The following is a 14,275-nucleotide window of genomic DNA, read 5'->3' on the forward strand; positions in this document are numbered from 1 at the left end:
ATAATAATTATTGATTAATAGAATTTTAAATAGTATTATAATAAATATAATGAAGTAATTAAAAAGCTATGAAAAGGAGTATATTATGAAAATAGTTATTTTGGATGCTAATACACTTGGTGACGATTTGGACTTAACTGTATTTAATGATTTGGGTAAAGTAGATATTTATGGATTCACTTCTAAGGATCAAGTTATAGATAGAATAAAAGATGTAAATGTCATCATAGCCAATAAAGTAGTACTTAATGAAAGTAATCTTCAATATGCTAATAATCTACAATTGATTTGTTTAACAGCAACAGGGACAAATAATGTTGATAAAACTTATACTAATGCTCATAATATTGTAGTGTCCAACGTGGTAGGTTATTCTACTGATAGCGTGGCACAACATACATTTGCGTTATTATTTTATCTATATGAAAAGTTATCTTATTATGATAAGTATGTAAAATCAGGTACTTATATAGGTGATAAGATTTTTACTCATTTTGATAAAAAATATAATGAAATTGTTGGTAAAACATGGGGAATTATTGGTCTAGGAACTATTGGTAAAAAAGTTGCAACTATAGCTAAGTGTTTTGGTTGTAGAATAATCTATTATTCAACATCTGGGAAAAATGATAATAGAGAATATGAAAGAGTTGAATTAGATAATTTACTAAGTTCTTCTGATATTATTTCAATACATGCACCTCTTAACGATAATACTGATAATCTTATTGGATATGAGGAGTTTGTTAAGATGAAAGACTCAGCAGTGATTCTTAATCTAGGAAGAGGAAGAATCATCAACGAAACAGACCTTACTAGAGCACTTAATGAAGATCTAATAGCTGGTGCAGGTCTAGATGTTTTAGAACATGAACCAATTAATAAAGATAATCCATTATTAAGTATACAAGATAGTATAAAATTATTAATTACTCCACATATTGCATGGGCAAGTGTAGAAGCTAGGAAAAGAGTAGTTGTTGAAGTAAATGAAAATATTAAATCATTTCAAAAGGGAATTCCAAGAAATGTAGTAACTAAGTAACTAATTATTGAAGTGGCTTATTAAACACTGGTGGTAGTTTTGGCTATCCATAATGTATAATAGCCACTTTTTTTATTCGTTTATTTATTTAAGGAAAGAATGCTCTTAGATAATCTGATGGAATCATATAGCTTAAGGTAATTCTCCTTAGAATCTATATCTGTTATATAATTCTTGGTATAATTTTTGGAGGATATATTATTAGCAATAACAAAATCTACAGCTTTATTATAAGCAATGGCTGCTTCAATATCAGTCTTGTATTTACCTATTTTGGTATAGCCGTTTATATGTATCTTAGATAGGTATACTACAGTATTATTTTTAGTTATCTTTTCTACGCCATAATATTTATTGGTTACTATAATATTATGGTATCTTAGATTATTACTATCACCATCTTTAAAATGATAATCTTTTCCATTAACTGCAAAATTCTTAATACCATACCTAGAAAGTATATTTACCTGCATTCCGTAATCATTAACAAACATATATCCATTCTTCTTGAATATTTTATGATTAGAATAATAGAATAGGTCATCTACATCAAAGGTCAATTCAGTTGATTGGTTAAGAAAATAAGAAAAATAATATTTATGAAGATAAATAGGGTTTTTGATATAGTATTTGTTATCTCTAAAATTAATCAATACAACAAACTTATGGAATGTCAAAGTATTTGAAGCAGTATAATCATATATACTTATGTTACTACTTAGGATATCCTTTGCTTCCAAATAGGCATTATGTGCAGATGTATAGGAAGAAAAACTTCCTAAACTTATATGTTTATTTGAAAAAGTAATAGAAGCCCTATAATAAATAGTCCCGTTTTTTCTAGTTGCTTTGTAAACTCCTGTTGATGATGACATATATTTGGTCCTTTCTTATATTGAAGATATATATTTATTTGACTATTCATGTATAGAATAATAAATATTGTCAATAATACAAATAATAAGATGTTTTGCATGTAAAAATTCATATATAATTAATCAACTTATTAAAATATATATCGGATAAAGATTGTTATTATATTATATTAATAAAATACAAAATAATACAATAATGAATTAGCTAAAACAAGTAGAAAAATATGGAAGTCATAAAAATATACATATAATTAGTAACAAAATTGAATTTGATATTTTACACAAAAAACTTTTTAGTTGTGTTAAATTACACAAAAATAATTGGAAAAAATAGTAAATAAAGAAAAAGTGCATTAAATTAATAATTGAATATTCTGAACAAATGTAAAATGTACTAAATTATTTAGATGTTAGTTGACACATTATGTAAGTTTTACTATAATCGCTATGACAAGCAAAATGTTAAGAAATTATTACGAGCTTGTTTAAAAATTCAATTTCATATGCATGTAAGACGGTCTTAAATTTATGAAATTGTCTATAGTTAAAAGGAGAAAAATTATGTTTAAAGTAAAGAATCTTCTTAAGGACATATTTTCCTCAATAAAGCATATTCCAAAGAAAGCATACACTAATGGATTGATTGTAATTACAAGTTGTATTATGATAACTGTATTATATCTAGGTGTTAATGGATTTTTTGGTTCTCATACTAATGGGGTATCTGCTTTAGAAGGAAACGTTGAAGAAACGGATGTTTCGGATGATAAGTCTATTGAAGATGAGGAAACTGTTGTTGAGCTTGATTTAGGAATTGAACAGTATACCAAGAAGCTTGGCGAACTGTTGAAAGAGCAACAAGAGAAAGTTAACAAAGAAAAACTTGAAAGTAATAAACAAAAAATTGTACCTATGAAGGAGCCAGAGGAAAGTAGCGATAAGAAAGTGCTACATACGGCAACCTATAAACCAAAAGAACAAGAAAGTCAATTAGTAAATATTTCTGCTAAGGACTATGAAGCTTTAACGAGGATTGTTGAAGCAGAAGCTACAGGAGAAGATCTAATTGGAAGAATTCTAATAGTAAATGTTGTAATGAATCGAGTGAAAAGTTCAGAGTTCCCAAATAACATCTATAATGTTGTTCATCAAGGCAGTAATGGTAAAGCACAGTTTTCACCTATTACTGATGGTAGGTACTATTCAGTAAAAGTGTCTAACAAAACCAAAAAAGCTGTTGAGAGTGCTTTTAATGGTGAGGACTATTCAAAAGGAGCATTATACTTTGCTGCAAGATGTTATGCTTCTGAAAAAGCTATGAGTTGGTTTGATAATAATCTTACCAAAGTATACCAGCATGGAGTTCACGAATTTTTTAAATAGATAAATTAATATATATATATTATAGGCAATCTGATGATTGCCTATTTTTTGAGTTATTGGAAAGAGAGATATAGCCTCTTTTGTTCTAGTATTGTGTTAAAGTGAATAGTATGATATAATCTTAAAAAACATCAAAAAGGAATGAAACTAATGAATACATTATATAAGAGCACACGTGGTGGTGAAAGTAATATACAAGCATCATTAGCTATTATTAAAGGATTAGCATGTGACGGAGGGCTATTCGTACCTAATGAGATTCCTAAATTAGATAAACCTTTAGAAGATTTGTTGGACTTAGAGTACAAGGATTTAGCTTATGAAATAATGAAGTTATATCTTACTGACTTTACTGAAGAAGAATTGAGATATTGTATAAATAATGCTTATGATGATAAGTTTGATACAAAGGAGATTGCTCCAATTGTTAAAAAAAATAGAGCACATTATTTAGAGTTGTTTCATGGATCAACCATTGCATTCAAAGATATGGCATTATCTATTTTACCTTATCTAATGAAAGTTTCTGCTAAGAAGCAGAATATAGATAAAGAAATAGTTATTCTTACAGCAACATCAGGAGATACTGGTAAAGCTGCTTTAGCTGGATTTGCTGATGTGGAAGGAATTAAAATCATTGTATTCTATCCAAAAGATGGGGTAAGTCCTATTCAAAAACAACAGATGGTTACTCAAAAAGGAGATAATACATATGTTGTTGGTATAGAAGGAAATTTTGATGATGCTCAAAATGGAGTTAAGGAAATATTTAATAATGCTGAGTTTGCCCAATTAATGGATAATAATGGTTATAGGTTCTCATCAGCCAATTCGATTAATATTGGTAGGTTGATACCTCAGATAGTTTATTATTTCTATGCATATACTAAGATGGTGGCAAGTGGAGACATTAAGATTGGTGAAGACTTTAATGTAGTTGTTCCAACTGGTAATTTTGGGAATATACTAGCTGCGTATTATGCTAAGAATATGGGATTGCCAATCCATCAATTAATATGTGCATCTAATGATAATAAAGTATTGTATGATTTTATGAATACAGGGGTATATAATAGGAAAAGAGAATTTGTGTTAACTATATCACCTTCTATGGATATTTTGATATCTAGTAATTTAGAGAGGTTGTTGTATAAGATATCTGGGAGTAAGGAAAGTGTTATAAGTGATCTTATGAGTTCGTTATCAAGCAAAGGTGAATATGAGATATCTGATGATATGAAAAAAGGATTAAAGGATTTTTATGGTAATTATGCTTCCATTGATGAAACTTATGATGCAATTAAAGAAGTTTTTCATAATTCAGGGTATTTGATTGACTCACATACAGCTGTTGGTAGTTCAGTTTATAAAAAATATATGAAGGATACAGGAGATAATAGGAAGACAGTTATTGCTTCAACAGCTAGTCCATATAAATTTACTCGTAGTGTTATGAAGGCTATTGATGAGAGTTATGAGAAGTATGATGATTTTGAGTTGATAAAGAAAATGAATGAGTTGACGGGAGTAGAGGTTCCGGATGCTATTAAGGATATTGTTGGTGCTAAGATAAGGCATAAGATGATATGTGATAAAGATAAGATGAAAGAAACTGTTGAAGAGATATTGAGTTTGAGCTAGCGGGTGCTAGCTTTTTTTATTTTTGGGGGAATGTTTAGGTCAGGGTATAAGTGTTAATAATCACTTGCCTTACCCTGAGAAGCGGTCGGTCTGCGTGATTATTAACACTTATACCCTTCGGTGGTACATGTAGGTAATAAAAGATTAGTGATGAACTACATAAATAAAGTAAGAATATGAAAGACGTATTCATTTATTTGTTATGTTTTAGGTTTTATAGTATTTATAGCATAGTTCTATTTGATGAGATTGTTGAAGCTATTGATAGATTGGCATATATTAAGAATACTAATAGGTCACAATTGATTAATGATATGCTAGCAGAAAAGATTGGTTTGCTGACGCCCCAGCAAAAAGTTACTAATATAATGAATAAGATATCACAGTTGGTGGAAACAGATAGTATTCAAGTGAAGTCCAAGAATGATTATGGGAGTTTACAATTTGGGACTTTTATAAAGTATAAGTATAAACCTAGTATTAGATATAGATTTGAGTTTTATGTAGGTAATAATGAGGAAAGATATGCTGTTCTAAAGATTAATTCCAGATCTAAGTCAGAAGACCTTAATGAACATTTGGAAAGGTTTTTTAATGGGATTTGTTATATTGATAAGAATAGGTTTCCTGAGATTTATCAGAGGGAGATAATTAATAAGGCGTATACTAATTCTAATAATAGATTTATAAGAGAGTTTTTGAGGGGGATTCCGTTGGAAAAAATGGATGATGATTCTATAGCAGAGTATTTAAGTTGTTATCTATTGATGATTGATAATTCTCTTAACTATTATTTCAATCATTATAATCAAGAGGATGTTTTTAATAAGATTGATAAGATATATTGTCAGTATTTGAATAATCTTAATTTATTTCTAAAATGAAGTATGGTTAATAAAATAGGAGGTACAGGCTATGCCAAATAACGTTGAGGATTATTATAAAACACTGGGTGTTTCCAGAGATGCTAATGATAAAGAGATACAGAAGGCATATAGAAAGTTAGCTCATAAATATCATCCGGATTCAAATAAAACAAAAGAGGCAGAAGAGAAATTTAAAAAGATTAATGAAGCTTATAATGTATTGAAGGATCCAGAAAAGAAAAAAGCGTATGATCAGTTCGGAAGTCAGTGGGAAAATGGTGGAGGATATTATTCTGGTGATACAAGCTCATGGACAGGAGATGAAGATATATTAAGGTCTGTATTCGACTCTATATTTAGAGCTAATAGCTTTGGTAAAAGTGGTAGAGGCACTTTTAAAGGTTTTAGTAATTTTGGTGGTTTTTCATCAGGTATGGGTGGATTTGGACAACAACAAGCTAGATCGGTTAAGGGTCAGAATGCTGAGGCTGAGCTTGATATATCTATATCGGATAGCTATTATGGTTCGATCAAAAAGATTACTATAGGAAATGATATGGGGAATAGACATCAATTAGATGTTACAATTCCAAAGGGTATAATTGAAGGCCAGAAAATAAGGTTAAAAGGACAAGGGAATAGTGGGTATAACGGTGGTCCAAGAGGTGACTTATTAATTAAGGTTCATATAGTTGAGGATGCTGATTATAAGCTTAATGGTTATGATATTTATAAAGACCTGAATATTGCTCCTTGGGAGTCTGCTTTTGGAGCAGATATAGAAGCAAGTACTATAGACAAAAAGTTCAAGATAAAAATACCTAAGGGAACTCAATCAGGGAAAAAATTTAGATTAAAAAACAAAGGGTTGAAGAGTAAAAAGAAGACTGGAGATTTTTATTTTGTAGCTAGGATAGTCATACCTGAAGATTTGAGCAAAGAAGAAATTAAATTACTTAAAAAATGGAAAGAGGTATCTAGTGGAAAAATTAGATAAAGGGCAGACAGACCATTAAAAAGATATCTGCAAAGAATGTAAAAAAATATTGGCACTCTCAAGAGTGCTTTTATTATGTTATGAAAAAGCTTTCTAACTAACAAATTCTTATATAAATATAAAAACAAATTCTAAATAAAATTCCAAGTTTTTCTTGACATATATATGCAGTTGTACTATACTTTAAACGAAATTGATAGTCATTATCAGATTAAAAAATAGGAGGGTAATTAAGTGAAAAATAAAATTACTATTATTATGAGTTGCATTTTGATAATATCATTAATGCTTGTAGGGTGTTCAAAAGACAATGAAGAAAATGTTGTCTCACAAAATCCAGAAGCAGAAAATGCACAGGATGATGGAACTAAGGCAAAAGATGAAAGTAAAGAAACAGAGGACAGTAATAATGAGAATGAAGATGATAAGGGAAAATACCATGGTAAAGAAGGAAAAATAACTGTATATTTATCTGGTCCAGAACAAATGTTAAACAAGATAGAAAGTGAATTCGAGACTGTTAATGGGGATGTATTAGATTTAGTAATATTAGGTTGTGGTCCCCTAAGACAAAAAGTATGGACTGAGAAACAGGCTGGACAAATTCAAGCAGATGTTGTATGGGGTTCTGACCCACTATTATATTATGCTCTTCAAGATGAAGGGGATTTGGCACAATATAGTCCTAAGGAGTATGATAAGTTAAAAGAAGAATATAAAGTAGGGGATAATTACTACACGATAGTTAATGAAAGATATGCTGTTATAGCCTATAATAAAGATAATTTAAAAGGTGATAAAATACCAAAATCCTTTGAAGACCTTAAGAAGGAAGCATATTCTGGTAGCGTTGTAATGGCAAATGCTAATTATTCTTCAACTGCGCTAGCAATTACTTCAGGTCTATATCAAATGAGCGGTAATAATTGGGATTACATAAAAGCTTTGAAGGATAATAAATTATTCTTCGCAAAATCTAATGGTCAAGTTCCTTCAAAGATTCAAGAGGGGGAATTTGATACAGGAATAGCTCCTCATGATTCTGTCTTAAGATTGAAGAAAAAGGCAAAGAAAGAAGAGTATAAAACTCCAATAGAGATTAGCTGGCCATCTGAAGGGGCTCTAAGAATTCAAAGACCAGTAGCAATTATTAAAGATGAATCAAGACCAAGTAAAAATCAAGTAATAGCTGAAAAATTTGTTGATTTCCTAGTATCTAAAAAAGTTCAAAACATTACTTCAGGAATGGGATTTGTTAGTGTAAGAGAAGACGTTTCATTACCACAAGGAATTCCTGATGAACTGAAAACTAAGGAGATTGACTGGAGGTTCGCTTATGAAAACGAAAGTACACTTAGAGATGGAGTCAAAGAAATCATGGGCAACTAAAGGTATTAGTAATACATCACAGTTTTTAAAAGAAACTGTGATGTATGTAATGTTATGTATAATAATTTTTATTATAATAATATATCCGTTGCTGAATCTATTGGTAAAGAGTTTTGATATAAGTGTTTTTATTTCTTTGTTCAGAGATAGATTAACATATATAAGTTTATTTAATACCTTGATAATAGGTATTGGAGTTACTTTTTTTTCTATATTATTTGGTGGGAGCTTAGCTTGGTTAGTTGTAAGAACTGATTTTAGACACAAGAAATTCGTTAGGTTATTTGCTCTAATAGGTTTTATGATTCCTTCATATATTCTCAGTATATCATGGATAGAGATTTTTTCTAAGAATGGTTACCTGAGTAGGTTGCTAAAATTCCTATTAGGCTATAATTATAATTTTTTTCCATATTCCATTATATCTGTTATCTTTGTTCTATCAATCCATTTGTATCCTTTGGCTTTTATGTCTATTTCTAATGCTTTAGAAGCGTATTCAATGGATTATGAAGATGCTGCTTTTGTATGTGGGGCAGATAGAAGAAGGATAATGAGAACTATAACATTTCCTATGATAATCCCTAGTATTTTATCTATAGGAATTTTGATTTTTAGCCGTTCAATGGCTAATTTTGGAGTTCCGGCGGCTCTATGTTTGCCTATAGGAAAAGATGTAGTTACTACTAAGATATTCAGTTACTTATCTCATCTAGAGTTAGTAAATGCTACAGTATTATCTGTAATATTAATAATAATATCAGCATGTATATATATCATTAACTCTAAGATTATAAGTAAAAGAAAATATTCAAGCAGTACCAATAAAAAATTCAGGAATCCTAAGCTAATAAAATTAGGAAAGCGTAGTAAAATAGTTAATTTCTTTGCATTAGGGTTTTGTATATGTGTAACAGGCATACCTTTGATAAGTATTATTATAACATCCTTTCTCAAACGATGGGGTTTGAAAATACAATTGAAGAATTTAACTATCAACAATTATATTACTTTGTTTACTAATCCTTATACTAATAAATCATTCATAAATAGTATGGTATATGGGATAGCAGGGGCAACAGCTGCGGTTATAATTGGCTGTATTGTATTATATTTGTTCTATATCAATAAAAACAAATTAACTAGTTCATTTATGGTAATTGTTACATGGCCAATAGCTTTTCCTAATATCGTATTAGCTGTAGCAGCTACGTTAAGCTTCATAAATAAACCATTAAAACTATATGGAACAAAATGGATTATAATTATTACATACATTGCATTATTCATACCAATCGCAGTTAAAAATATGAGCGGAATAATTGAAAACATAGATAAAAGCTTAATAAAAGCCTCTAGAATGTCTGGAGCAAGTATATTTAGTACATTAAAAAATATAATAATACCATTAATAGCACCTGGAATGACTTCAGCTTGGATATTATGTTTTTTGATTGCATTAAGAGAAATCCCAATCTCTCTATTATTATATAGTAGTGGAACTGAAACTTTGGGTGTTATGCTGTTTACATTACAATCTAATTCTTACGGACTTGAAATGACATCTACTCTAGCAGTAGTAATCATAATTATGAGTTTAATTGGAAATCTAATAATTAAAAAGGTTAGGAGACGAATTAAATGGTAACTGCAAAACTTAATGATATCAGCAAGAAATATGGTGAGATCAATGCACTAAATGATGTAAGTCTAGATATTCACACAGGAGAATTATTAAGTATTCTAGGTTCTAGTGGTTGTGGAAAAAGTACATTACTGTATTCTATTGCTGGACTAGAAAAACCTGACAGTGGAGATATAAGTCTTAATGATAGAACTATATTTTCTGCCACTACAAGAACGTTTATACCACCTGAGAAACGCAATGTAGGTTTAGTTTTTCAGAATTATGCACTTTGGCCACACATGAATATATTTAAGAATGTGGCTTATCCTTTACAAATAAGGAATATTAAAAAATCTATTATAAAAAAAGAAGTATTAGAAAAACTTGACTTAGTTGGTTTAAGTGGAAAAGAAAAGAAATATCCTCATGAATTAAGTGGGGGAGAACAGCAAAGAGCTGCGGTGGCTAGAGGATTAATTATGAAACCCGATATATTATTACTAGATGAACCATTTTCAAATTTGGATGCAAAGCTAAGAGAAAAAATGCAAGATGAATTAAAAAGAATACAGAAACTTACTAAACTCACTATGGTTCATGTAACCCATGACCAAGAAGAAGCAATGAGAATCTCAGATAGGATTGCTATAATGAATAAGGGTAAACTACTTCAAATAGGTGAGCCTAGTGAAATATATGATAGACCAAAAGATGTTTTTGTTGCAGGATTTGTTGGTAAATCTAATTTGATTTCATATCATGCAATAAAACATTATCTACCAAAAAAAGTTCAAAATGATTTAGAAAAAGAATCACAAAGTAAAACTAAAACCATTCTGGTTAGACCTGAAGATATAACCATTACAGATGTAGAAAATAACACTATAAGTGGTATTATTACTAATAAATTCAACAAAGGAAGCGTTTTTATGTATAATATCAAAACGGGCTTTCATAATTTTGTTATTCAAACAGACAATAGATGTAACTATGATATTAATACTAATGTTAATATTATGATAAAGAAAGGATGCGTCATATAGGGGATATTATCTGTGATATTGAGCAGGGTTCACATGTACAACAACATCTTCTATATGGTCAAATTCCATAAGTAATTTTTTTATCTGTGCTGATATGGAGTGTCCTTCGTATACTGTCATATTAGCATCAACAGATATTTTTACAATTAATATAAAATTAAGACCTATTGGTTTGGAATTAATATTATCTACATGGTCAAGTCCTTCTATTGACATTATCTGTTTTTCCATTTCTTGTTTTACTTTTGAATCAATATTAGTATCCATCAAAACGGAATATGATTGATTGAAGATAGATACTCCTGTATAAGCTATCCATAAGGAAATTAATATACCTACAACTCCATCAAAAAAATAAATATTGTAATGACCAAGAATAACACTGAGTAAGGTCAAAGATGATAAGAATATATCATTTCTGTGATCTTGGGCATTAGCTATAGCCAATAGACTGTTATATTTTCTACCGATGTTGATAGAGTATATGAATAGAACTAATTTGATTACTATAGAAGCTATAGCAATATATATCAGCCATGGGGAATATTCAAATTCTTGTTTGTTGATTAACGAATCAATGGACATCTTGAAGATTGAAAATGAAACAAAGAATAATGAAAAACTAATTATCATAGAAAATATATATTCAGCTTTTCCATGACCATATGGGTGTTCATCATCTTCTGGTGTAGATGAGATTTTATTACCTATAAATGTTATGGTAGAAGCAAAAACATCCCCCCCACTATTAAGTCCGTCTGCAATCATAGCTTGGCTCTTAGATAAAAAACCAATTATGAGTTTAATTATTAATAGAAAAACATTGCCTAGAATACCAGATAAAGCTACATTTTTAATTTTTTTATATTTATTTATATCATTCACCAATATTACCCCATCTTTTATAATTTATTATATTAATACATCAGTTTATTTCTTTAGATTATCATTATATATTATTTTAAATCATTTACGCAAGTGAAATATATTTATAATTAATAAGTCATAATAATTATTATTAATAGACAAAAGTAATATTAAAAAATAACTAAATTGACTATTGGATAGAACAATATTGTGTTATAATCTATATAGTCCATTTTAACTGTTCAATTGAGTTTTACAACAATAGTTATTATGGATAGCTAAGGGTATATACTTCAAAGTAGGGGTGACATAATAAAATGAGATTTGTACCTGTTAATGGTTTAATGGAAGGTATGTATGTAGGTAAGAGTTTGTTTGATAAAAACAATCAATTATTACTAAGTAAAGGCAGTGTTATTCAGAAGTCATATATCGATAGAATAAATAAAATGGGGTATCAAGGAATCTATGTTGAAGATTATATTTCTTCAGATATCGAAGTCAAAGATGTAATATGTGATGAACTAAGAAGAAATACAGTTAACACCATAAAAAATGTATTTATAGAGGCTGATAATGACAAAAAAAACAGTAATAAAACAAATAACATAAACGAGACGAAGTATTTAGTTGCTAATATAGTTGAGCAGATACTTGAAAACCGAGATACCATAGTTAACCTTATCGACTTGAAAATGTTTGATGACTATACATTTTATCACAGTGTAAATGTTGCTGTATTATCCATAGTTCTTGGGACTTCTATTGGACTTAACAAAGAAAAACTATATAATCTTGGACTTGGGGCTATATTACATGATATTGGTAAAATGTTTATAGACAGTGAAATTCTTAATAAAAATGGAAAATTGACCGAAGAAGAATATAATCATATACAAAAACATTCAGAATACGGATATAATTATTTGAGAGAAACATTTGAGATACCTCTTTCTTCGTATATTGGTGTTTTACAACATCATGAAAAGTATGATGGAACTGGATATCCTTCTAATAAATCAAAACATGATATTTCATTATTTGGCAGAATTATTGGTATAGCTGATGTCTATGATGCTTTAACGTCAACTAGGCCATATAGGAAAGCTTTGCTGCCTTCTGAAGCTATAGAGTATATAATGGCTAATGGAAGTATTATGTTTGATGTTAATCTGATTCAGAATTTTGTTAAGAAAGTAGCACCTTTTCCGGTTGGGACTTGTGTAGAGCTTAGTAATAGATACAAAGGTATCGTAGTTAAGAATTTTGAAGAGGCGTGTTGTAGACCTAAAATAAAAATTGTTTTAGATGATAACAACAATCAAGTAGACTCTTTCTATTATAATCTTAAGGATCAAAAAGAGTTAAGAAATGTTACTATCACTTCTATAAGTGATTTGACAGTTGATGTTAAAGGGAAATGTATAACTAATTGAATAGAGTTACTTTTAATTGGGCTGTTGTATCAGTAAATGTTAACTTACTGGTATAATAGCCCTTTTATAATTCGGTGGACAATATTATGTAAAATAGTAGTATTATTAATTGACTAACATAATCCTACATGATATACTATATTTCGTTGTAGCGAACTTTAATTATTTATTTGAAATAAATGTTCGATTCCTATCTGAATATATAATGATATAATTAAGCATAATATTAATATCTTTTTATAGCATATAACTTTATTAAGACTAGAAAGGAAGATTTTATGAAGAAGAAGTGGTTTTATACTTTATTAATTCCAGGGTTAACTTTAATAATTGTATTTCTATTTATTCCATTAATATATACAATAGGATCTACATTTATTGGTGAGAAAGGTTATAGTTTTGCAAGATATATTGAATTTTTGAAGGATGGATATTATATAAAGATATTTAATAGAACACTTAGAATTGCACTTATTACATCATTCATATGTATGATTTTAGGAATGCCTGTGGCATATTACATATCAAGAACTAAGAAAAGTATTAGAGGTATATTTATTGCTTGTACAGTTTTTCCACTTCTTACCAATTCGGTTGTTCGTTCTTTTGCTTGGATGACTATTTTAGGTTCAAATGGAGTTATTAATAAGCTATTGATGAATCTTAATATCATTGATAAGCCATTAAAACTTTTATATACAGAATTTGCAATTATTATTGGTACTGTTTATTTGTTTTTACCATTAATGGTTGTATCTTTAGTGGGTGTTATGGAAAATATTGAACACGATTTGTTAGAAGCTGCAGAGAGTTTAGGAGCTAATAGGATTAAAGCTTTTTTTAAAGTAATTTTCCCTCTGAGTGTACCTGGACTTATAGTAGGAAGTGTACTTGTATTTACTGGTGCTTTTACTGCGTATACAACGCCTCAACTTTTAGGTGGAAATACTAATATAGTATTATCAACCCTTGTTTATCAGAGAGCTATGACTCTTGGAGATTGGACTGGAGCATCTGTGGTAGCTACTATTATGATTGTTACTACTTTGACTGTTATTGGAGTAATAAATAAATTAGCTAGCAGATTAAATGAAAGGGGTGTTTAA

At 29.2% G+C, this 14,275-nt stretch carries 12 protein-coding genes; 10 read left to right on the top strand and 2 right to left on the bottom strand.

Annotation, left to right across the window (positions count from 1 at the left end):
- Window positions 1–85: 85 nt before the first annotated feature.
- Window positions 86–1,045 carry a D-2-hydroxyacid dehydrogenase gene (locus N4A55_RS05490; protein ID WP_330666326.1) on the top strand — a complete coding sequence of 320 codons (960 nt, stop codon included), beginning with the start codon at window positions 86–88 and terminating at the stop codon, window positions 1,043–1,045.
- An 80-nt stretch (window positions 1,046–1,125) separates the two neighbouring features.
- On the opposite strand, the gene N4A55_RS05495 is transcribed toward N4A55_RS05490, so the two are convergent.
- On the bottom strand, window positions 1,126–1,920 hold the full coding sequence (locus tag N4A55_RS05495; protein WP_293754501.1) for a hypothetical protein: 795 nt from the start codon (window positions 1,918–1,920) through the stop codon (window positions 1,126–1,128).
- Between the two features lie 561 nt (window positions 1,921–2,481).
- On the opposite strand from N4A55_RS05495, the gene N4A55_RS05500 reads away from it, so the two are divergent.
- From N4A55_RS05500 to N4A55_RS05530, 7 genes are all read left to right on the top strand, one after another.
- Entirely contained in the window at window positions 2,482–3,303 is an 822-nt protein-coding gene (locus tag N4A55_RS05500) for a cell wall hydrolase (RefSeq protein ID WP_293754502.1), read from the top strand.
- Window positions 3,304–3,453: 150 nt separating this feature from the next.
- Window positions 3,454–4,944 (top strand): threonine synthase, encoded by a 1,491-nt coding sequence (gene thrC / locus N4A55_RS05505; RefSeq protein ID WP_293754503.1) that lies wholly within the window; start codon window positions 3,454–3,456, stop codon window positions 4,942–4,944.
- Window positions 4,945–5,120: 176 nt separating this feature from the next.
- A complete protein-coding gene (locus tag N4A55_RS05510; RefSeq protein WP_293754504.1) occupies window positions 5,121–5,828 on the top strand; it encodes a hypothetical protein in 708 nt (235 codons plus the stop codon).
- A gap of 31 nt (window positions 5,829–5,859) precedes the next feature.
- A complete protein-coding gene (locus N4A55_RS05515; RefSeq protein WP_293754505.1) occupies window positions 5,860–6,807 on the top strand; it encodes a DnaJ C-terminal domain-containing protein in 948 nt (315 codons plus the stop codon).
- A 234-nt stretch (window positions 6,808–7,041) separates the two neighbouring features.
- Window positions 7,042–8,196 (top strand): ABC transporter substrate-binding protein, encoded by a 1,155-nt coding sequence (locus N4A55_RS05520; RefSeq protein WP_293754506.1) that lies wholly within the window; start codon window positions 7,042–7,044, stop codon window positions 8,194–8,196.
- Window positions 8,144–9,844: an ABC transporter permease gene (locus tag N4A55_RS05525; protein WP_293754507.1), complete on the top strand. Its 1,701-nt coding sequence runs from the start codon at window positions 8,144–8,146 to the stop codon at window positions 9,842–9,844. Before N4A55_RS05520 ends, N4A55_RS05525 begins: the two co-directional genes overlap by 53 nt.
- Window positions 9,838–10,866 (top strand): ABC transporter ATP-binding protein, encoded by a 1,029-nt coding sequence (locus tag N4A55_RS05530; protein WP_293754508.1) that lies wholly within the window; start codon window positions 9,838–9,840, stop codon window positions 10,864–10,866. Before N4A55_RS05525 ends, N4A55_RS05530 begins: the two co-directional genes overlap by 7 nt.
- Before the next feature lie 6 nt (window positions 10,867–10,872).
- Here N4A55_RS05530 and N4A55_RS05535 read toward each other — a convergent pair whose 3' ends face one another.
- The gene (locus N4A55_RS05535) at window positions 10,873–11,751 is read right to left on the bottom strand and encodes a cation diffusion facilitator family transporter (protein ID WP_293754509.1); all 879 of its coding nucleotides are present in this window, start codon (window positions 11,749–11,751) and stop codon (window positions 10,873–10,875) included.
- 299 nt (window positions 11,752–12,050) lie between these two features.
- On the opposite strand from N4A55_RS05535, the gene N4A55_RS05540 reads away from it, so the two are divergent.
- Entirely contained in the window at window positions 12,051–13,169 is a 1,119-nt protein-coding gene (locus tag N4A55_RS05540) for an HD-GYP domain-containing protein (RefSeq protein WP_293754510.1), read from the top strand.
- Window positions 13,170–13,447: 278 nt separating this feature from the next.
- Window positions 13,448–14,275 (top strand): ABC transporter permease, encoded by an 828-nt coding sequence (locus tag N4A55_RS05545; protein WP_293754511.1) that lies wholly within the window; start codon window positions 13,448–13,450, stop codon window positions 14,273–14,275.

The sequence above is a fragment of the Vallitalea sp. genome (assembly GCF_025211055.1).
Taxonomy (GTDB): Bacteria; Bacillota; Clostridia; order Lachnospirales; family Vallitaleaceae; genus Vallitalea.